This is a genomic window from Methylosinus sp. KRF6, from assembly GCF_018887255.1.
Classification (GTDB): Bacteria; Pseudomonadota; Alphaproteobacteria; order Rhizobiales; family Beijerinckiaceae; genus Methylosinus; species Methylosinus sporium.
Map to the genome: position 1 here is coordinate 22,314 of NZ_JAHLJF010000003.1, position 22,091 is coordinate 44,404.

The 22,091-nt window shown below is 64.4% G+C and carries 12 protein-coding genes; 6 read left to right on the forward strand and 6 right to left on the reverse strand.

The genetic code is table 11. The features are described 5' to 3' along the window. Window positions 1–289 precede the first annotated feature (289 nt). Window positions 290–853 (reverse strand): hypothetical protein, encoded by a 564-nt coding sequence (locus tag KP010_RS20665; protein WP_142862652.1) that lies wholly within the window; start codon window positions 851–853, stop codon window positions 290–292. A 451-nt stretch (window positions 854–1,304) separates the two neighbouring features. Between KP010_RS20665 and KP010_RS20670 the strand changes: the two genes are divergently transcribed. From KP010_RS20670 to KP010_RS20685, 4 genes are all read left to right on the forward strand, one after another. Continuing rightward, complete coding sequence (locus KP010_RS20670; protein ID WP_185966472.1) at window positions 1,305–2,504, forward strand: MdtA/MuxA family multidrug efflux RND transporter periplasmic adaptor subunit; 1,200 nt, start codon at window positions 1,305–1,307, stop codon at window positions 2,502–2,504. Next, window positions 2,501–5,620: an efflux RND transporter permease subunit gene (locus tag KP010_RS20675; RefSeq protein WP_142862654.1), complete on the forward strand. Its 3,120-nt coding sequence runs from the start codon at window positions 2,501–2,503 to the stop codon at window positions 5,618–5,620. The genes KP010_RS20670 and KP010_RS20675 overlap by 4 nt, the downstream gene beginning before the upstream one ends. Then, the gene (locus KP010_RS20680) at window positions 5,617–8,898 is read left to right on the forward strand and encodes an efflux RND transporter permease subunit (protein ID WP_142862655.1); all 3,282 of its coding nucleotides are present in this window, start codon (window positions 5,617–5,619) and stop codon (window positions 8,896–8,898) included. Before KP010_RS20675 ends, KP010_RS20680 begins: the two co-directional genes overlap by 4 nt. An 80-nt stretch (window positions 8,899–8,978) precedes the next feature. Further along, complete coding sequence (locus tag KP010_RS20685) at window positions 8,979–9,872, forward strand: LysR family transcriptional regulator (protein WP_216281575.1); 894 nt, start codon at window positions 8,979–8,981, stop codon at window positions 9,870–9,872. Between the two features lie 166 nt (window positions 9,873–10,038). Here KP010_RS20685 and KP010_RS20690 read toward each other — a convergent pair whose 3' ends face one another. The 3 genes from KP010_RS20690 to KP010_RS20700 form a co-directional block, all read right to left on the reverse strand. Continuing rightward, a complete protein-coding gene (locus tag KP010_RS20690; protein WP_109027202.1) occupies window positions 10,039–10,482 on the reverse strand; it encodes an Rrf2 family transcriptional regulator in 444 nt (147 codons plus the stop codon). A 70-nt stretch (window positions 10,483–10,552) separates the two neighbouring features. Then, on the reverse strand, window positions 10,553–12,745 hold the full coding sequence (locus tag KP010_RS20695) for a family 2A encapsulin nanocompartment cargo protein cysteine desulfurase (RefSeq protein WP_216281577.1): 2,193 nt from the start codon (window positions 12,743–12,745) through the stop codon (window positions 10,553–10,555). Between the two features lie 77 nt (window positions 12,746–12,822). Then, window positions 12,823–13,770 carry a family 2A encapsulin nanocompartment shell protein gene (locus KP010_RS20700; protein WP_142862656.1) on the reverse strand — a complete coding sequence of 316 codons (948 nt, stop codon included), beginning with the start codon at window positions 13,768–13,770 and terminating at the stop codon, window positions 12,823–12,825. A 553-nt stretch (window positions 13,771–14,323) separates the two neighbouring features. Here KP010_RS20700 and KP010_RS20705 point away from each other — a divergent pair. Further along, window positions 14,324–17,947 (forward strand): HAD-IC family P-type ATPase, encoded by a 3,624-nt coding sequence (locus tag KP010_RS20705; RefSeq protein ID WP_142862657.1) that lies wholly within the window; start codon window positions 14,324–14,326, stop codon window positions 17,945–17,947. A gap of 30 nt (window positions 17,948–17,977) precedes the next feature. Here KP010_RS20705 and KP010_RS20710 read toward each other — a convergent pair whose 3' ends face one another. Together KP010_RS20710 and KP010_RS20715 are read right to left on the reverse strand one after the other, a co-directional pair. Then, complete coding sequence (locus KP010_RS20710; RefSeq protein WP_142862658.1) at window positions 17,978–18,664, reverse strand: hypothetical protein; 687 nt, start codon at window positions 18,662–18,664, stop codon at window positions 17,978–17,980. A 154-nt stretch (window positions 18,665–18,818) separates the two neighbouring features. Next, on the reverse strand, window positions 18,819–19,868 hold the full coding sequence (locus KP010_RS20715; protein WP_185966474.1) for an AI-2E family transporter: 1,050 nt from the start codon (window positions 19,866–19,868) through the stop codon (window positions 18,819–18,821). A 315-nt stretch (window positions 19,869–20,183) separates the two neighbouring features. Here KP010_RS20715 and KP010_RS20720 point away from each other — a divergent pair, with 315 nt between their 5' ends. Then, complete coding sequence (locus KP010_RS20720; protein ID WP_142862660.1) at window positions 20,184–20,699, forward strand: YchJ family protein; 516 nt, start codon at window positions 20,184–20,186, stop codon at window positions 20,697–20,699. Window positions 20,700–22,091: the final 1,392 nt, after the last annotated feature.

Consider the following 22,091-nt stretch of genomic DNA (forward strand, 5'->3'; position numbering starts at 1 on the left):
GCGCAACCACGTCAAGGCAATGCCAGACCTCGCGCAGGGCGATCAGGTGAAGGTTTCCTCATCCTGAGGAGCCGCGAAGCGGCGTCTCGAAGGACGAGGAAACCTTCATTCGCGGCCAGCTGGAGCTCCCCCTCGTGCTTCGAGACGGCTCCTGCGGAGCCTCCTCAGCATGAGGGGGAGGATTGTTGTCCTTCACCCGATCGCCCTCAGACCTCGCGCCTTCCATTCCACCGCAACGGGGCCGAATTGCGATTCTCGCCTCGCTGGCAGTTTCGTCGCCGAGCGCAATTTATTTGGCATGTTCCAACGATCCCGAACGTCTAGGGATCGAGAATGAGATTCCGATCACGTCTACCCAGCAAGCCCTTATCGGCCGCGGCGAAGAAGGATATGATGCGATGTCGTCAGGATCATGCGTCGGCGGGCGCTGCCCGAAGAGCGGGATTTTTGGCTCGATTTCGAACACACTATTGACTCCATAGGCCGGCGAACGCACAATTACATTCGAGTAAATCACGCAAAGCAGCGGCGTTGCATGAAGGATGTGCAATCCAGGCGAGGGTTTTCGAGGCGCGCTTTCATCGCGCATTTCCTTGCGTGCGTGCTGATCCTGCAGGGCGTCGCCTCCGTGGTCTCGCACGAAAGAGGCTGGTTTGTCGGGTTCGACTCCCAAACAGAGGCCTCCGTCGAAGCCCGATCGTGCGGAGCGGATGCGACGGGCGACAATGGCGCGCCGGTTCCGCGCCATGATCATTCTCAGTGCTGCATAGTTTGTTCGTCGAGCGTGGACGGCGGGTTGATCCGTTTCACCGCGGCGCTTTTCGACCTCCTCGTCTTTCCGATCTTCGATCATGTCACTTCCGGGCGGCGCTTTCTCGATGAAGTCGCCGCGCCGCCGACGGGACCGGACAATCCCTGGTCTTCTCGCGCGCCTCCCGCTTTTAGTCCCGACTGACCGAATGCGGTCCTGAGCCGCTGTTTCTATTCCAGGTCACGTCGGCCAGTGGAGCCGCGTCAGGGGAATTCATGCTGCGTTCGACTTTGCTGCGCGGCGTTCCACTGGCGCTTTCATGTTCCCATTCATGAATGGTTTCGGCGCGCGCCCAGGAGACCTTGCCTGCGATCGAAATGGCCCGACCGAGCTCGTTCCTGGCGGCGTCTTAGGCTCTGAGAGCCGTCGCTCGAACTAGGGCTCTCGCCGAGGAAAACGACATGCGCGAAAGAGGTCATCAAATCGGATGGAATGGCGACGCGCCGACCCCAACGCGCGCCGCGCGATTTTCATCTCTTTGTCGAGCCGGAAAATGAGCGTGGATCCGGCCGCCGGCGCGTCGCTGCGCACCGAAGACGAAGCCAGCTCCACGGATGTCGACGGCTTCTCGAGACGCCGCCGCCTCGCACGGAAGCTCGCGATCATGCTGCCGATCGCCATAGGCTTCGCCTGGGTCGCGTCGATGTCGTCGGACGGCGTCCAGCCCGCTCGCGAGGCGGCGCCGGCGCCGGTTCCAGTCGGCGCGGCGAGCGCGACGAAGGGCGATGTCCGGGTCACTCTCGCGGCGCTCGGGACGGTCAAGCCCCTCGCCACTGTATCGGTAAAAACGCAGATTTCCGGTCGGCTGACGCAAATCGGCTTCGAAGAGGGGCAGATGGTGAAGGAAGGCGATTTCCTCGCGGAGATCGATCCTCGGCCCTATCGACATGCGTTGCGTCAGGCGGAAGGGCAGCTCATGCGAGATCGCGCGTTGCTCGAAAACGCGCGTCTCGACCGCGAGCGCTATCAGCGGCTGGTCAAGCAGAGCTCGATCTCCCGTCAACAGCTCGACACGCAAGAATCGCTCGTGCGTCAATATGAAGGCGTGGTGGAGATCGACGAAGGAAATGTCGCGAACGCCGCGCTCAATCTGGAATATTGCCGCATCGCGGCTCCGGTGTCCGGCCGCGTCGGGCTGCGCCAAGTCGACTTGGGAAATTATGTGCAGGCGGGCGGCGAGAGCATCGTCGTCCTCACGAAGCTGCAGCCGATCACCGTGGTTTTCCCCTTGGCCGAAGATCATCTGCCCGAGGTTTTGAAGCGGGTCGAGGCGGGCAGCAAGCTCACGGTCGCAGTGTATGATCGATCCGGCAGGAAGCTGATCGCAGAAGGGACGCTCGCGAGCGTCGATTCCCAAGTCGATCCTGCGACGGGCACGGTGAAGTTCAAGGCGCAGCTCGACAACCGCGATTCCTCGCTCTTTCCCAATCAATTCGTCAATGTGCGTCTGCTCGTCGATACGCTTCGTGATGTCACGCTCATTCCGAGCGAAGGCGTCCAATATGGCCCGAATGGCGCCTTTGCCTTCGTCCTCTCCGAGGACGACAAGGCGATCGCGCGACCGATCGAACTCGGGCCGGCGGAAAAGGGGACGACCGCGGTTCTTTCCGGCCTCGAGCCCGGCGAGCGGCTCGTGATCGCCGGCTCTGATCGCCTGCGCGACGGCGCCAAGGTGAAGGCGATCGAAAAGTGAATCCTTCGGCGCTGTTCATCCTGCGGCCGGTCGCGACCACTCTGACGATGGTCGCCCTCCTGCTGTGCGGGACGATCGGTTTCGTATTTCTCCCCGTCTCGGCGCTGCCCGCGTTCGACCATCCGGTCATCGAAATCAGGACCTTCTACCCCGGAGCCAGTCCCGAGGTGATGGCGAGCGCAGTCACTGCGCCGCTCGAGCGGCAGCTCGGTCAGATGCCCGGCCTCGAGCAGATGAGCTCGACGAGCTCCGGCGGCGCGTCTGTCATCACTCTTCGCTTTTCGCTCGACATTGCGCTCGACGTCGCCGAGCAGGAGGCGCAAGCGGCGATCAATGCCGCTCAGAGCCTGCTGCCGAGCGATCTGCCGGCGCCGCCGGCGTATGCGAAGATCAACCCGGGCGATGCGCCGATTCTGACGCTCGCCGTAACCTCGAGAACTTTGCCTCTCGAGCGCGTCCAGGAACTCGCCGACGCGCGTCTCGCTCGGAAGATCTCGCAAGTGCCCGGCGTCGGATTCGTCGAGATCGGCGGCGGCAAGCGCCCAGCCATCAGGATCGAGGTCAATCCCGACGCCGCTTCTGCTTACGGCGTCGACATCGACGACCTGCGCGCGACGATCGGCGGCGCCAATGTCGACATGCCGAAAGGAAGCTTCGAGGGACAAAAGCGCGCCTATGCGATCAACGCCAATGATCAGCTGAAGCGCGCGGAGGACTACGAGCGCATCATCGTCGCGTTTCGCAACGGAGCGCCCGTGCGCCTCTCGGATGTCGCGACGATCGTCGAGGGCGCGGAAAACGAATATGTCGCCGCTTGGTCGGATACGACGCCCGCCATCATTCTCGACATCCGTCGACAGCCGGGCGCCAATGTCATCTCCGTGGTGGACGCCATACAGTCCCGATTGTCGAGCTTGAAGGCCGGCCTGCCACCCGGAGTCGACGTCGCCGTGCTGACCGATCGAACCACATCGATCCGCGCGTCGGTACGTGGCGTCGAGTACGATCTCCTTCTGGCGATGGCGCTCGTCGTTCTGGTGATCTTCGTCTTCCTCCGGGACGGCCGCGCCACCTTGATCCCGAGCCTCTCGGCGCCGCTCTCCTTGGTCGGCGCTTTCGCCGGCATGTATCTGCTCGGCTTCAGCGTCAATAATCTGACGCTGCTCGCCTTGACCGTCGCGACCGGATTCGTGGTCGACGATTCGATCGTCATGATCGAGAATATCGCCCGCCATGTCGAAGAGGGGCGATCGCCGTTCGCTGCGGCTCTCATCGGCTCACGACAGATCGGCTTCACCATTCTCTCCTTGACCATTTCATTGATCGCAGTGCTGATCCCGCTCCTCTTCATGGGCGACGTGATCGGTCGATTGTTCCGAGAATTCGCCGTCACCCTCGGTCTGACGATTATCGTCTCCGCCGGCGTGTCGCTCAGCCTCGCGCCGATGCTCTGCGCGCGTCTCTTGCGGCGGAACGCCGGCGACGAGGCCAATTCGTTCGAGCACGGGAGCGATCGAAAGTTCGACGCCGTCGTTCGACTTTACGCCACGCTCCTCGATCGTGTGCTCGAACGTCGAGGCGCGGCGCTCCTGGCGACGGGGGCGACGCTCGTCATCGCTGTTCTTCTCTATGTCGCCATTCCGAAAGGCTTCTTCCCGGTCCAAGACACGGGAGTCGTTTACGGCGTCTCGGTCGCGCCGGGAGACGTCTCCTTCGCGGCGATGACCGAGCGCCAGCAGGCGCTCGCGCGGCTCATTCTCGCGGATCCGGACGTCGCCGGCCTGTCGTCCTTCGTCGGGGTCGACGGCGTGAATATGACATTGAATTCCGGACGTTTTCTCATCAATTTGACGCCGCATGAGCGCCGAGCCGCGAGCGCCGCCGAGATCGCGCGGCGGATCGCCGCCCGATGCGAGGCCGTCGCCGGAGCGGCGATCTACCTGCAGCCGGTTCAGGACCTTTCCATCGACGCCGCCATGGGTCGCGCGCAATACCGCTTCGTCTCCGAGTCTGCCGATTCTCGCTCGTTGGATCGCTACGCGCCCGCGTTGATCGAGCGTTTGCAGCGCCAGCCCGAGCTCGAAAATGTGAGCAGCGCGTCGCAGGTCACAGGAATCGGCGCCTATCTCGACATCGACCGCGACACCGCTGCGCGTTTCGGCGTCACATCGGCGACGATCGACAATGCGCTCTATGACGCGTTCGGGCAGCGGATCGTATCGACCATCTTCACCCAGTCCAATCAGCGGCGCGTCATTTTGACGGCCGCTCCTTCGTTCGGGCGCGCGCCGGATGCGCTCGCGCGGCTCTATCTCCCTTCGTCCATCGCGCGCGGCGGTCAGGTGCCCCTGTCCGCGATCGCGCATGTCGAGATCGGACCGGCGCCGTTGCAGATCGAGCATTTCGGACCGTTTCCGGCGGCTTCGATTTCCTTCGATCTGCGTCCGGGGGTCGCGCTCGGCGAAGCGGTGCGAGCCGTCCGCCGAGCCGAAAAGGAGATCGCGTCGACCTTTGACGTCCGCACGCATTTTCAAGGCGCGGCGCTCGCTTTCGAAGCCTCGCTCGACAATGAGCCCTTGCTCATTCTCGCAGCGCTGGTGTGCGTCTACATCGTGCTCGGCGTTCTCTACGAGAGCTTCATCCATCCGATAACGATCATTTCGACCTTGCCCTCGGCCGGCGTCGGAGCGCTGCTCGCCTTGATGCTCACAGGTCACGATCTCGACGTCGTCGGCGTCATCGGCATCGTGCTGCTGATCGGCATCGTCAAGAAAAACGCGATCATGATGATCGATTTCGCGCTCGTCGCCCAGCGCGATCAGGGCCTCGATCCGCACGCAGCGATCCGCCAGGCCTGCCTTCTGCGCTTGCGGCCGATCCTGATGACGACGCTCGTGGCGATGTTCGGCGCTCTGCCTCTGATGTTCGCTTCGGGGGCCGGGGCGGAGCTGCGACAACCGCTCGGGATCGCCATTATCGGCGGGCTCGCCGTGAGCCAGATCCTCACGCTATTCACTACCCCGGTCGTCTATCTGACCTTCGAGCGATTGGCGAGCCGCTGGGGAGGCGGCGCCTCCGCTCGGATGAAATCGGCCGCCTATGAGGCGGGCGAATGAATATCTCGGCCCCCTTCGTCGAGCGACCGGTCGCCACGACGCTGCTCACCATCGCCATCGCGCTCGTGGGCGCTTTGGCGGTTCTCCATCTGCCGGCGGCGCCCATGCCGGAATTCGATTATCCTGCGATCAGCGTGAGGGCGCAAATGCCGGGCGCCAGCCCGGAAGTCATGGCGACGACCGTGGCCGCGCCGCTCGAGCGGCGGCTCGGCATGATCGCCGATGTCTCGGAAATACGTTCGTTCAACAGCTCCGGCTCGACTGTCGTCGCTCTCACATTCGGCGTCGGCCGCAACATAGACGGCGCAGCGCGCGACGTGCAGGCGGCGGTCGCCGCCGCACGGGCCGATCTGCCGATCTCGCTGCGATCGAATCCGCTCATTTTCAAATCGAACTCGGCCTTCTGGCCGATCACTTATCTGTCTTTGAGCTCGACGACGATGAGCGTCGATCGGGTCTATGACGTCGCGTCGACAGTGCTGCAGCCGCTGCTCGCTTCGATCCAGGGAGTAGGGGAGGTCGTCGTTCTCGGCTCCTCGCCTCTCGCCGTGCGCGTCGAAATCGACCCCGACGCCTTGTCGAAATACGGCGTCGAATTGGAGAGCGTTCGCGCCGCGCTGGCCGCCGCCAACGCCAATAGTCCGAAGGGCGTCATCGAGAGCGACGGCCGAAGATTTCAGATCTACGCGAACGACCGCGTGAGCAACGCCGTCGCGCTGCGGGATCTCATCATCGCCTATCACGAAGATCAGGCGATCAGATTGTCCGACGTCGCCGAAGTGATCGATTCGGTCGAGGATTTCCGTCCGTTCGCGATCACGGGCCGACAAGCTTCCATCCTGGTTCGCGTCTACCGGACATCGGGCGCCAATGTGGTGGAGACGGTCGATCGCATCAAGGCGAGGCTCGAGCAGATACGCGCTGCGTTGCCGCCGGCGATCGCCGTCGAGATGGCGTCGGATCGCACCGCCACCATTCGCGCCTCGCTGCGCGATCTCGGACACAGCCTCGTCATCGGCGCCGTTCTCGTCATTCTCGTGGTGCTCGCCTTTCTTCGTAGCCTTCGCGCGACATTTCCGCCGGCGATCGCGGCGATCGTCTCGCTGCTCGGGACCGGCGCCGTCATGCATGTGATGCGCTACAGTCTGGACAGCGTCTCGCTCATGGCGCTCATCATCGCCGTCGGACTGGTCATCGACGATTCCGTGATCGTCCTCGAAAACATATCGCGGCATGTCGAGCGAGGAGAGCCGCTGCTGCGCGCTGTCCTACGAGGCGTCGACGAGGTTGGATTCACCGTCGTCGCAATCAGCCTTTCTCTCGTCGCGATCTTTATTCCGTTCCTGCTCATGGGCGACCTCATGGGGCGGGTGCTCGCCGAATTCGCCGTCACGCTCTCGACCGCAGTCATGATTTCGCTCGTCGTCTCTCTCACGACGACGCCGATGCTCTGCTCGATCGTGCTGTCGCGAAAGCAGCCCCGGCGGGCCGGCGCGGCGCTCGAAGCGATTTTTCAGCGCGTGCTGGCGCAATACGATCGGACGCTGGATTTCGCCCTTCGTCATTCGCAGTGGACGCTCGCGGCGTTTTTCGCTGCGCTCGGCCTGAGCGTCTATCTCTACGCCGCGGTCCCCAAAGGGCTGCTGCCCCAGCAGGATCCGGGCCGGCTCTACGGCGTCTTGCTGGCGGATCAGAATGTTTCCGCCGCCGCGATGCGACGGATGTTGGAACGCGCAGCGGAGCTGATTTCCGCCGATCCGTCCGTGGCGAGTTTCGCCGCCGTGATCGAGGACGGCGCGAGACGCAACAGCGCCGAGCTCTATGTCGAGCTGAAGCCGCGGCCGGGGCGCGTGGAGAGCTGTCAGGACGTCAACGCCAGACTGACCAAGGCAATCAGCAATATCGCCGGCGCGACATTGCGCCTCGTCGCTCCACAGGATATCGCCGCCTTTTCCGCGCCGGCCAACAGAAGCGGACAATATCATTACGATTTGCGTGGCGACGACCTCGCAGAGGTTCAGGCTTGGGCGCTTCGTCTGACCGCGGCCCTCACCCGCGCGCCGCAGATCCGCGACGCCGATGTCGATCCCCGGCCGCACGCGCTCGAGACCGTCGTGACGGTCGACCGGGACAAAGCCGAACGTCTGGGGGTCGACATGAGACAGGTCGACAATGTGCTCTACGACGCTTTCGGCCAGCGGCAGGTCTCGACCATGTACGGGCAGCTGAACCAATATCACATCGTGATGGAGGCGGCGCCGCGCTTTCGGGAAAGTCCGGACGTTCTGAATAGAATCTATGTCAGCCCCGCGCGGGGGCTCGTCGGCGGCGTGCAATTCACCAATGCGCCGATCGGAACCATCGTGGCCGAGACGAATGGGGCCGCCGATCCGGGAGGCTCTTCCGCGGCGGCCGACGTCGCGCGCAATCAGCGCGCCAACGCCATCGCCCATCGAGCGGGCGGCGCGGTGTCGACGGGAGCCGCGGTCAGCACGCAGGTCGCCAGCATGATTCCGCTTTCCTCGATCGCGCGTTTCGAGCAGAAAGCGGCGCCTCTCGTCGTCACCCATGTCGGCGGCTCCGCCGCCGTGTCCGTTTCGTTCAATCTGCCGCCGAATGTCGCGCTCGGCGACGCCGTCGCGGCGATCGAGCGAACGGCGGCCGAGATTCATATGCCGGCCTCGATCCAATCCGGCTTCTCCGGAGCCGCCGCGGCATTCCAGAAGGTGATCGTCCAGGAGGGGATTCTGGCCATTGTGGCGATCGCCGTGATCTACATAATTCTCGGCATCCTCTATGAGAGCTTCATCCATCCGATGACGGTTCTGTCGACTTTGCCGTCGGCCGGCCTCGGCGCGATTCTGACGCTGACGGCGTTGCGCATCGAATTTACGGTGATCGCCTTCATCGGCGTGATCTTGCTGACCGGCATCGTCAAAAAGAACGCGATCATGATGATCGACGTGGCGATCCGAGCGCAACGCCAACTCGGCCTGTCGGCGCATGACGCCATTCGCCACGCATGTGTGCTGCGCTTCAGGCCGATCACGATGACGACAGTCGCCACGATTTTCGGAGCGGCGCCGCTCGCCCTCGGCGGGGGCGACGGCGCCGAGTTTCGGCAGCCGCTCGGGATCGCCGTCATCGGAGGGCTCGTCGTCAGCCAGGCGCTGACGCTCTACACGACTCCGGTGGTCTATCTCTATCTCGATCGGCTGGTTCGACGCGGAGGACGTTCGAGCGAGAGCCGAAATTCGGCGATGCAGACCAATCCGTGAGCTCGGCGAGCAGAGCGCCGCCTATCTCGACCGTCGGCCCTTCGCTATAATCCGCATGGCGATATGAATGGGGCTCATGAATGGTGCGAGACAATGTCGACGACCTGCTCGCCTTCCTCGCCGTGGCGCGGGAGCGCAGCTTCACCCGGGCGGCGGCCAAAATGGGCGTTTCACAATCGGCCTTGAGCCATAGGATTCGACAGCTCGAGGCGCGGCTCGGCGTCCGGCTGCTGACGCGCACCACGCGCGCCGTGTCGCCGACGACGGCCGGCGAGCGCCTGCTCGAAGGCATTGGCCCGCATTTCGACGAGATCGAGGCGCAGGTCGATTCGCTCAGCGAGCTGCGCGACAAGCCCGCCGGAACGATCAAGATCACCGCCTCCGATTTTGCGATCAGCAATGTCCTATGGCCGAAGCTGAAATGCTTCATGCCGAAATATCCGGACATAAAGGTCGAGGTCCTGATGGAAAACGGCCTCACCGACATCATCACCGAGCGCTATGACGCCGGCGTTCGCATGGGAGAGCTGGTCGCGAAAGACATGATATCGGCGCGCATCGGCCCCGACATTCGCTTCGCCGTCGTCGGCGCGAAATCCTATTTCGCGAAGAATCCCGAGCCGACCAAGCCGCAGGATCTGATGCGGCATATGTGCATAAATTATCGCTTCACGACGTCCGGCGGCCTCTATGTCTGGGAGTTCGAGAAGAACGGCCGCGAGATCAAGATCCGCGTCGACGGGCAGCTGGTCTTCAACAATATCCACCATGTGCTCGACGCCGCTCTGGCGGGTCTCGGCCTCGCCTATGTGCCCGAGGAGATCGCGCTTCCGCATATCGCCAAAGGACGGCTCGTGCAGGTGCTGGAGGGCTGGTGCCCCTATTGGGACGGCTTCTACCTCTATTATCCGAGCCGGCGGCAGTCCTCGCCGGCCTTTTCCGCTCTGGTGGCCGCGTTGCGCCACCGCGAATAGCCGCGCTATTTCGGGAGCGGCGCGGCGGCGCGAGATTCGGCTTCTCGGCGGCGTCCAGCCTCACGTCGGTTGGAGACGGCTGTCTTCAATCGTAGGCTTTGCCGATGTTCTGCGCCGGAGGCATCGTCGCGCGCGGCGACGGCCCGAAGGATCACAGTGCGGCGCCTCAAATATCATAGCAGAGCGCGACGCGATCGCTCAGCGAGCGGGCTTGCGCGAGCGTGCAACTGTCGAGCACTTCGGAAAGCGCCCTTTGCGCCTCCTGCATGATGAGCCGAATGGCGCAGCGCTCGACATCTCCGCAATCGTCGCAAGGCTGGTAGCGGGTTTTGCTGGCGCAAGGGAGCGGCGCCAAAGGACCGTCGAGCGCGCGAATAATGTCGCCGATGATGATCTGTTCCGGCTGGCGGGCGAGCGTGTATCCTCCGCCCTTGCCCATTTTGGAGCTGACATAGCCGCTATTGCGCAGCTCGCAGAGGATAGAATCGAGAAATTTCTTCGGGATATTCTGCGTCGTGGCGATCTCGGCCACCGGCACCGGGCGCCCCGGCGCGAATTTCGCGAGATACGCCATGGCCTTCAGGCCATATTTCCCCTTTTTGGTCAGCAAGCGCCCCGCTCCGTCTATAAAGTCGATAGACTAAAAGCGTAGCGTTACGAAGTCAACGAATTCGAGCCGATCACCGAGGCATAGCGGGAGCGCGACCGCTCTGCAGGCGCATGAGCGCGGCGACCAGCGCATCGACATCGGCGCATGTATTATAGAAGGCCAGCGACGGCCGCACGGTCGCCTCGAGGCCGAAGCGGCGCAGAATCGGCTGCGCGCAATGATGGCCGGCGCGCACCGCTATGCCCTCGCGGTCCAGCGCCTTGCCGACATCCTCGGTGCGATGGCCGTCGAGCACGAAGGAGAGCACGCTGGCCTTCTCCCCCGCCGTGCCGATGAAGGTGAGGCCGGGCACGAGGCGCATCTTCTCGGTCGCGTAGAGGAGGAGATCATGCTCGTAGCGGGCGATCACCTCCATGCCGATCGATTCGATATAGTCGAGCGCGGCGCCGAGCCCGACGGCGTCGGCGATATTGCCGGTGCCGGCCTCGAAACGCTCCGGCGGGCCTTGATAGATGGTCTTCTCGAAGGTCACGTCGGCGATCATATTGCCGCCGCCCTGCCAGGGCGGCATGTCGGCGAGAACCTCATCCGTGCCATAGACGACGCCTATGCCGGTCGGGCCGAACACTTTATGGCCGGAGAAGACGAAAAAGTCGCAGCCGATCGACTGCACGTCCACCGGCATATGCGAGACGGACTGCGCGCCGTCGATGAGCACGCGCGCGCCATGGCGATGGGCCATGGCCGTGATCTCATGCACCGGCGTCACCGTGCCGAGCGCGTTGGAGACCTGCGTCACCGAGACGATTCGCGTCTTGGGACCGAGCAGCTTTTCGTATTCCTCTAGGATGATCTGGCCGCGATCGTCCACCGGCGCGACGCGCAGCCGCGCGCCCTTCTCGGCGCAGAGCTGCTGCCAGGGCACGATATTGGCGTGATGCTCGAGCCAGGAGACGACGATCTCGTCGCCCGCCTGCACATTGCGCCGGCCCCAGGCCTGGGCGACCAGATTGATCGCCTCGGTCGCGCCGCGCACGAGGATGATGTCCTTGACCGAAGGCGCCTTCAGGAAGCGGCGCACCTTCTCGCGCGCGGCCTCATAGGCGTCGGTCGAGCGCGCCGCCAGCGCATGGGCGGCGCGATGAATGTTGGAATTCTCATATTCATAGAAGTGGGCGAGCCGGTCGATGACGGCCTGCGGCTTCTGCGTCGTCGCCGCATTGTCGAGCCAGACCAGCGGCTTGCCATGCACTTGCTGCTGCAGAATGGGGAAATCGCGCTTCACCGCATAGGGGTCGAAGGCGGCCCGGCTCGCCGGCGCGCTGGCGGCAAGTTGCGGCGCATAGCCCTGCGGCTCTTGCGGAGCCGTCTTCGGCGCGGCGGGAACGGCGCCGGCGCGATCGAGAAAATAGAGCGAATCGGTCGCGGCGGGACCAGCGGCGCCGGGCGCGGAGCTGCGCTCCTGGCCGGAGATTTCCGGCAGGGCGACATTTGGCGTCCCCAGCGCGAAAGCATCCGAGAGACGATGCGGGTCCGCCTCGGAAGGGCCGGAGTAGGCGAAATTCTGCGGTGGAGCTTCGGGGGCGGCCGGGGACGGCGCGACATCCGCCGCCTTATAGCGGTCGACGAGCGAAAGCGAGGGATCGGAAGCCGCCGGCGTCGCGCGCTCGCGCAGGAAATAGAGATTGTCGCTCGGCGCCGCCTTCACGCCGCCGGGCGTGGCGGCGGGATCATGGGAGCCATAGGGCGCCGGCGCCTGCACAAGCGAAGCGCCGGGATATTGCGGCGGCGAATTGTGGATGGCGGAATAGTCGATCGCCGCATCGGCGGGGCTTCCGGGCTCGAAGGCGCCGACCGAAGCGCCCGGCTGCGGAACATCGGAGAGGCCATAGGGCGGAACCGCAGGCTGCAGGCCGACCGGCGCCGAGGGGGCGGAAAGATTGGGCGTCGGCGCGATGGAGGGAATGGTCGTCGGCGGAATGTCGGGTGGCCCGAAAGGCGCGCGCGCGGGCGCATAGGGAGCGACGCTGGTGACGACCGAAGGCGCGGGCGCCTCGGGCTGGGTCGGCGGCATGATGGGAGCGCCGGGAGAAGGCGTCGTCGGAGGCTCATTCGGCGAGGCCTGGAAAAAAGCATTGGCGAGGCGCGCGATCATGGCCGGATCGGGAAAGGCCGGCGCTCCATGGCGCGTCAGCGTCTCCTCGGAGGGCGCATCGGGCGCTGTCGCGCCGAATGCCGCGGAATTGGACGGCGCAGAAGACATGATCGCTCTCTCTCGGACATTGCGGAAATGCGCGCCGGCGGAGCTTCGCCGGCGCGAGCGGCTCGAGAGCCGGAAGATCAGACGTATTTGTCGCCGTAATCGTGGAACTTGCCGACCTCGACGCCCTCGAGCACGCCGAGGGCGTCATGCGTCAGCACGGCGGCCGAGCAATAGAGTGAGATGAGATAAGAGGCGATCGCCTTGCGGTTGATGCCCATGAAGCGGACCGAAAGGCTCGGCGCCACCTCGCCCGGAATGCCCGGCTGAAACAGGCCGATCACGCCCTGCTTCTTCTCGCCCGTGCGCAGCAGCAGAATATTGGTCTTGCCGGCCTCGTCAATGAAGAGCTTGTCGCTCGGCACCAGCGGCAGGCCGCGCCAGGTGATGAAGGGCGAGCCGAACAGAGTGACGGTCGGCGGCGGCACGCCGCGGCGGGTGCATTCGCGACCGAAAGCCGCGATGGCGCGCGGATGGGCGAGGAAGAAGGCCGGCTCTTTCCAGACTTTGGAAATCAGTTCGTCGAGATCGTCCGGGGTCGGCGCGCCCGTCCGCGTCCTGATCTTCATGGACGGATGGGCGTTGGCGAGCAGGCCGTATTCGGCATTGTTGATGAGCTCGCTCTCCTGCTTCTCCTTGACCTTCTCGGTCAGCAGGCGGACCTGCTCCTGGATCTGATCGTAAGGATGGCTGTAGAGATCGGAGACGCGGGTCTGCACATCGAGCACGGTCGTGACCGCATTCATCGAATATTCGCGCGGATGATCCTCGTAATCGACGAAGGTCTCCGGCAGGTCGGCGTCGCGGTCGCGGGCCGGGCTGCAGGTCACGTCGGCGTCGGTGAGGGCTCCCTCCTCCTTGACGCGGTTCAGCCGGTAGATGCCGGCCTCGACGGGCGTCCAGGGCAGAAAGGACACGAGCCAGCGCGGCGTAATGCCCGACCACTGCGCTCTCGTCTTGGTCGCATTGGCGAGCTGGCGGGCCGCAGATTCGCTCAGCGTCCGCCGGACTTCGGGTTCGGTGGTCATTTAAGGTATTCCTCGGGGCGATAGAACGAAGCGCCCGGCGCCGGCGCGACGGAATCGCGCGTCGCCGAAGAACGTCGGCCGTCATCGAAAGGAGCGGCGCAGGCGAGGCCCGCCGCAACCGAAAGCTACCCTCGCCGAGCGCGTCGAGCAATAGTAATTTAAGTAGAAAATTTTTCTACTTCAGCAGTTTGTGTTAATTTATTCATTTTATAGACGTCTACAAGAAGTCTATACTTCTCGGCGTGGCGGCGTCGCGAGCGAGAGTGGGTAACTCGACCAATGGCGTGAACGGGGCATTCGACGATGGTCGAAGCGAGTGCTCGGCGCTTGCCGCTTCGCTCGGCCGCCGCGGCCGAGCTCGAATTTCAGAGCGGGCGAGGCGCGGCGGCGTTGACGCTCGAGGGCGCCGGTCCCATTTCACCCTCGTCGAGGCGAAATATTCGCAATCAGGAAAAGTCAGGACCGCCAATATCGAAGGTCGCCGCTTCCGTTCATGCTCGAAAGCCTTCGAGACGGCTCGGGATATTCTTCCTCATTCTCGTGATCGAGCCCGATGAACATACCCGTCGATCGCAAAATCAACTGGTCGGCCGTCTCGTTCGAGACGGCTCTGGAGCGGCTCGATTCCTCCAGCGCGGGGTTGAGCGATGCGGAGGCGGCGCGACGGCGCGCCCATTACGGGCCGAATCGCCTGCCGTCCGGACGGCGGCGCAGCGCGCTCGTCCGTTTCGCCCTGCAATTCCACAATGTTCTCATCTATGTGCTCATCGGCGCCGCTGTCATTACCGCTCTGCTCGGTCATTGGGTGGATATGGCGGTCATCGTCGCCGTGGTGGTCATCAACGCGCTTATCGGCTTCCTCCAGGAAGGCAAGGCGGAGCAGGCGATGGAGGCGGTTCGCGGTATGCTGTCGTTCCACGCGACAGTCATTCGCGACGGTCATCGCCATGTCGTCGACGCCGAGACATTGGTTCCCGGCGATGTCGTGTTCGTCCAATCGGGCGACAAGATTCCCGCCGATCTTCGCCTGATCCGCGTCAAATCATTGCAGATTCAAGAGGCGGCGCTGACGGGAGAATCCCTGCCGGTCGATAAGGACGTCGCGCCGGTCGCGCCGGACGCGCTGCTCGGCGACAGGCCGTCCATGGCTTATTCGGGCACGGTGGTGACTTATGGCCAGGGGGCCGGGCTCGTCGTGGCGACGGGCGCGGCGACGGAGATCGGCCGCATCAGCGCGATGCTCTCGGAGGTGGAGGAGCTGACGACGCCGCTGCTGCAGCGCATGGCCGAGTTCGCGCGATGGCTCACCATTCTCATTCTCGTCGTCGCCTTCGCCGTCTATCTGATCGGGACGCTGGCCTGGGGATTTGCGGCCTCCGAAATGTTCATGGCGGCGGTCAGCATCGCCGTGGCGGCCATTCCAGAAGGATTGCCGGCGATCATCACCATCACCCTGGCGATCGGCGTCGAGCGTATGGCGCGCCGCCGCGCCATCATCCGGCGGCTGCCCGCGGTGGAGACGCTCGGGGCGGTGACGACGATCTGTTCCGACAAGACCGGCACGCTGACGCGCAACGAGCTCACCGTCCGCGCCGTCGTGACCGCGGGCGCGATCTATGAGGCCTCCGGCTCCGGCTATGATCCGCACGGCGGCTTCACGCGGCTGGAGCGAGACGCCGGGCAGCAGGACGTCTCTTGCGAGGACGCCGCCGATCTGCTGGCGATTTTACGCGCCGCTTCGCTCTGCAATGATGCGGTCCTGCGCGAGGCGCGAGAGGTCTGGAGCGTCGAAGGCGATCCGACGGAAGGCGCTCTGCTGACGGCGGCGGTCAAGGCGGGCGTCGATCTGCGCGCGCAGGCGCTCGAGTTGCCGCGGACCGACGAGATTCCCTTCGAATCGCAACACCGCTTCATGGCGACGCTGCATCACGACCATAGAGGCGCGGGCTCGATCTTCGTCAAAGGGGCGCCGGAGCGCCTGCTCGAAATGTGTTTCTGGCAGCGCGACGCCGAGGGCGGCCAGCAGCAGCTCGACGCGGCGTTCTGGACCGCGCGCATCGACGAGATCGCGGCAAAAGGCCAGCGCGTGCTGGGCGTCGCCCAAAAGAGCGCGGAGGAGGGCCGCCAGCAGCTCGCATTCGACGATGTGGACACGGGCCTCGTCTTTCTCGGACTCATCGGCCTGATCGATCCGCCGCGCGAAGAGTCTCTGGAGGCGGTGAGGCGATGCGCGCTGGCCGGCGTCGGCGTGAAGATGATCACCGGCGACCACGCAGCGACGGCCGTCGCCATCGGACGGGAGCTCGGGCTCGAGCGCGTCGAAGCGGCGCTGACCGGACATGACATCGACGCGCTGTCGGACGAACGGCTGTGCGACGCCGTCGCGAGCACGACGATTTTCGCCCGCACCAGTCCAGAGCACAAGCTGCGTCTGGTGAAGGCGCTGCAGAGCAAGGGCCAGATCGTCGCCATGACGGGAGACGGCGTCAACGACGCGCCGGCGCTCAAGCGCGCCGACATCGGCATCGCCATGGGCGTGAAGGGGACAGAAGCCGCGAAGGAGGCGGCCGAAATGGTGCTGGCGGACGATAATTTCGTCTCCATCGTCGACGCCGTCGGCGAAGGGCGCCTCGTCTATGAGAATTTGCGGAAGACGATCCTCTATCTCCTCCCCACCAATGGCGGCCAGGCTCTGACTGTCATTTTCGCGATCGCGATCGGCGACATGCCGCCGATCTCGCCGGTGCAGATTCTCTGGGTCAATCTCGTCACCGCCGTGACTCTCGGCATAGCGGTCGCCTTCGAGCCGCCGTCGCGCGGCATCATGGCGCGTCCGCCACGCGCCGCGACGGAGCCGCTCCTTTCGAGCTACTATGTCTGGAGGATCGTGTTCGTCTCGATCCTGATGCTCATCGCCACGCTGGGTCTCTATGAATACGCCAAAGCGGCGGGTCTGGGGCTCGACCGCGCGCGGACGATCGCGGTCAACACGCTCGTCGCCTGCGAGGCGACCTATCTCTTCAACGCTCGCTATCTGAACGAGTCCTCGATATCCTGGCGCGGCTTTTTCGGCAGCCGGGCCGCGCTCATCGCCGTCGGTCTCACGATCGCGCTCCAGGCGCTGTTCACCTACGCGCCCTTCATGCAGGAGTGGTTCGCCACAGAGGCGCTCGACCTCGCGAATTGGGGATATGTCCTCGCGGCGAGCGTTGCGCTGTTCCTCGTCGTCGAGATCGAGAAGGCGCTCTTCGGCTCGCGGAATTTGGCTCGTTGGGCGCGCGCCGTTTTCTCTCCCGCCGGCGGCGCTGTTCGAAGCGGCTGGCGTCGGACAGCCGCGGTCGGGCTGCTCGCGCTTCTCGCAGCGGGCGGCGGACTGGCCTATCGCGCTCTGCGTCACGCGCCGCCCGCGGCCCCTGTCGTGACGGCCTCGGGCGTGATCGAGCCGGTCGTCGTCGTCCCGGCGTCTGCGCGCGCGGCCGGCGTTGTCGAATCGATCCTTTGCGATCGAGGAACGAAGGTCGCGGCCGGGCAAATCTGCGCGAAGCTCGACGCGCGTCCTCTCGAGACGGCTCTCGACGCGAAGCGGACCGCTGTCGCAGCGGCGGAAAAGGCGCTTCGACAGAGCGAGGCGCGCCTCGCCGCAGCGCGCGACGGTCTCGATCGCAAGACGGCCGGGCGGCGCGCGTCGCGAAAAGCGCTGGCCGCCTCTCGCGCCTCGCTCGAGCGGGCGCAGGCTGCGGCGCGCCGTGCGCAAGCCACGCTCGCCGAGCGTCGTTCCGCGCTGGCGGCGGCGGAAACGGCGCTGAGCGACGGCGATATTCGCGCGCCGGTCGACGGCGTCGTCGTCGCTCGCAATGTCGAGGTCGGTCGAAAAGTCGCGCCGGGGGGCGATCCTCCGCCTTTCGTCATAGGATCGAATCTCGCCACTTTGCGCATCGACGCCCGAACCGCCGAGACGAACGCTGCTCTCATTCGGGAAGGGACTGCCGCGACCGTTGCGGCCGATGCGATTCCCGATCGCCGCTTTTCCGGCGTCGTGCGCGTCGTGCGGCGCGCGCCGGAAGGGAGCGCCGGACGCGAGGTCAGCGAGATCGTCGTGGATGTGGCCAATCCGGACATCGCCCTCGAGCCGGGGATGACCGCTACGGTCGAAATCGCGATCGATCCTTCGGAATAGGGCGAAATCCGATGCTGCGCGTCGTCCCGCTCAGCCTGCGGCGTCGGATAATTTGCGCTTCTCCTTGTGCGTCGTCCACCAGAGCGAGGCGCCGACGAGAAGCGCGAAGACGAGAACGATGACGACGATCGTCAGAATCAGCGCCGACTGCTGAATCCAGGCGATGATCGGGATCGAGATCGCCAGCACGAGGCCGACCGCGGAGATCTGCCAGGCCGCGGCATGTATGCCGGCGAGCACGGTGGCGAGCGCCAGAATGGTCATCAATGTGATGCCGGCGGCGTTGTTGTTCATCACATCCTGCACGCGCGGCAGATAGATCACATACATGGCGACGAGAACGGACAGCCAATGCGCGGATTGAGTCCATACGAGCTTCAGCCGCGCCTCGCGATCCTCGGTCTTGCGCCAGCCGGTGTGAATGCAGATGATGGCGTAGAGGGGCGTCAAAATCTCCCAATAGACCGGCGTCATCTCGCCTGTGAAAGTCGCCATTCCGATCCCGAGGACGGCGGCGAGCAGCATCACGATATAGGGAAGGTCGATCTTCAGCACATGCAGGAACAGCGCCGGCGGCGGCTCCTGGACGATTTCCTCGACCCCGTGCGCGATTTCCTCGACCTCATGCTCGACCGTATGCAGCCATCCGCCTTCGGGAGCTCCGGCGTGCTCGGCTGCGGTTCCGGCGTCTCGTCCAGATTCGTGACTCTTCGTCATCGGTCGGCTCTCCAGCTGATAGGCTGGCCTCGACGCTCGATCGCGAGCGCAGGCTCTGGACGGCTCGAGGAGGCGGGCGATTCGTCGACGCGACGCGATCGTCCCGCCGGAACATAGCCGTCGACCAGAGCGGCTTCAATGGCCGTGCGCAAATTCAGCGTTCCGTTTCGGGAGCCTCGCCTTCCAGCCATCGCCGCCATATGGCGAGCAGCACGGCCAGAATCAGCGGGCCGAGGAACAATCCGACGAAGCCGAAGGTGAGCAGGCCGCCCATCACCCCGAGAAAGACGACGACGAGCGGAATGTCGGAGGCGGTGCTGATGAGCAGAGGCTTGAGAATATTGTCGGTCGGGTTGACGATGAGCGCGCCCCAGGCGAGCAGCCCGAGGCCTGCGCCGATCTGATCGGTGAGAAGAAGCCAGACGCCGAGCGGTCCCCAGATCGCCACCGTTCCGACCAAGGGAATCAGCGCGGTCAGCGCGGTCGCCGCGCCGAGCAGAACGGGAGGGCCGGCGCCGATGAACGCATAGCCGACGCCGGCGATGAAGCCCTGCGCCAGCGCGCTGACGATTAGGCCCGACACGACCGCATTCGATGTGGTCTCTACGGCTCGGACATATCGATCCGCCGTTTCTCCGACCACTCGTCGAAGCCCGACGCGGATCTGCTCGAGTATGAGGTCGCCATCGCGATAAAAGAAAAACACCGCGATCGTGGTGACGCCGAATTGCGCGATGCTGCGGCCGACCGCGCCGACGACCCCGGCGAGCTGACGGATCCAGGGCTCCATCCATTCGTTGAGCTGCTGCTTGCGAAACTCCGGATCGTTCACGACATTGTTCAGCGCGTCGGTCAACGCAGGGCCGATGACGGGCAGTCGCGCGATCGCCTCGGGCAAGACCAGCGGCTCATCCGCGAATTTCGTCGATAGATCGCGATAGGCGCCGACGATCTCGCTCTGCAGATCGACCAGCAGCAGCGACACCGGAACGACGATGAGAACGATCAAAAGAATCGTCGTGACTGCGGCGGCGAGATTGCGCCGCTGGCCGCAGAGGCGCAGGCAGCGGCGAAAGGCGCCGTCGGTCGCGTGAACCAGAATGGCGGCCCAGGCGAGCGGCGCCCAGAAGGGACTGATGACGACGACGCCCAGCGCGATCATGCCGGCGAGCAGAATCAAACCGAATATTTGTCGATTTTGCATGTCGGCCTCCCCGCTGCGCTTTTTCCTTCTCCGATGCGGCGATCGGCGCGACACGCGAACATCGCCGCTCCTGGTCCCCGTATCGCTTCTGAAATTTCGACGCGAGAGTTCATCGCGTAGAGAGCTCATCACGTATCTTGCCGTCGGCCCGATCCGGGCGCAACGCCGAAAGGGTGCGGCCTGTCCTCCGCTTTGGTCTCGATTCTCCACCGCTCGACGCCCCTTGCGACGGGCGAAAAAATCGGTGGACGCCGTGACGCGCGCTGTTTACTTCTCGGGGCTCCGCTTCACGTCGAAATGAGCCGCGTTCCGAAAATGACCGATCAGCCCTGCCCGTGCCGCGCCAAAGACGCCGAGCCGGCGCCCCTGTCCGCTTGCTGTGGGCCTCATATCGACGGGACGAGGCCCGCGCCCAGCGCTGAAGCTCTGATGCGCTCGCGCTATTCCGCCTATGCGCTCGGCCGCATCGACTATCTTCAGGATACGCTGGCGCCGGAACGCCGGGCCGGTTTTCATCGTGAGGCGGCGACGGATTGGTCGAAAAAATCGCAGTGGCTCGGACTCGAGATCGAAGCGACGGAGGACGGCCGGCCCGGCGATGCGAAGGGCTATGTCGAATTCACCGCTCATTATATCTCCGAAGGGCTGCGCATGACGCATCGGGAGCGCGCGGAGTTTCGCTTCGACGAGGCCGATCAGCGCTGGTATTTCGTCGAAGGCGAGGGCCGCAAGAGCGCGCCTGTCATCCGGGAAGCTCGACCGGGACGCAATGATCCTTGTTCCTGTGGATCGGGGAAGAAATACAAGAAGTGCTGCGGCGCCGCGGCGTGATTTGACGAGCCCTTCGTCCATGTGACGACGGGGAGACGAGCGGAAGTCGCGTCATCTCGCATGTTCGACGGCAGGCGTCGAAGTCTCGCTGATAGCCTTCGGGTAATTTCGCTTTGTTCGCGCGCGCGAGATTTTGCGCATAGGCGATCATTTTGTCGGTCGGCGCTTTCGAACCTCCGGGGCGGCGCCTCGCCCCGTCTTCGGCCGATGCGGCCGGCTTCGCTCGGGACGCGCGAGGCGCTTTCGCGCCGCGACGAGGCCGACCCGCGTCGGATCGCTTCGCCGCGGCAAGGCCGTTCAACGCTCCTTTTCGCCATCGCCGCCCCGTTCGGCCGGCTGGCGCCGAGTTCGTCAGATCGACTTTTCCATTCGGCGTTTCGATGAGCGCCTCGACCAATTCTCCCGCAGCTGAGGGCGTTGTCACGTTAACGGGCGGGTAAGCGGACACGGGCATAGGCGCTAGGATAAGGGCTGGACGGGCCGAATCGTATTGTGATTCATAGGTGAGATGCATGATTCGGCATCTCTCTTCGATCGCGATTGGCCTGACCTTCTGGCTCGATTGAGCAAGGGTTTGGACCTCGAGGCGCTGGCTCTGGAAAAGCGAGCGCTGATGCGCCGTCGCGGCGTTCCCGACGCGAAGGCTTTGCTTCGTTTGGCTTTGGCGCGAGGTCCCGGCGGCATGTCGCTGCGGCAGACCGCCGCCTGGGCGCAGCTTTCGGGCGTCGCCGATCTCACCGACGCCTCGCTCAACGATCGGCTGCATCAATCCTGCGACTTCCTCGCGGCGATCGTCACGCATCTGTTGCAGGCGAAGGCGCCTTGCCCGCGCCGGCGGGGCCGCAGCAAGACCGAAAAGGGCGGGCGCAGCTGGACATACGCCCATCTGATCCTCGCCATCCTCACCGACGAATGCAGCCAGGACCTCCTGGACTCTTCCCCCGGAAGACCTGCTCGCGGCGCATTACGCGCCGTCGATCTGGCGCGCGCAAAAGCTCGTCATCGCGATATTGCGCGCCGCGATCCTCGGTCGCCTCACGCTCGACGCCTTGCTCGCCGCTTCCCCGAGATTCCACCACCTCCTCGCAGAACTCCGAAGAAAACGAAAATTGCAGTTCAAATACCCCGTCAGCCCTTATCCTAGCGCCTATGGGGGCAAGAGTCGTAGAAGGGCGTCCATCAGTCGGCGAGCGTCGGCGGCGCGCGCGGCCCGCGTCCGATCGACGTCGCGGGAATTCATGTTTCGAATAATCTCGTTCGTGTCGAAATCGATTTCTATATATAAATCGACAGCGTATATCCGATATGAGCGCAACATCAATTCGACGGCGCATACGCCCAGGGCTCCGAATTCGGGTTAACGGCGGTTAACAGATCGGCTCAGGCATGATT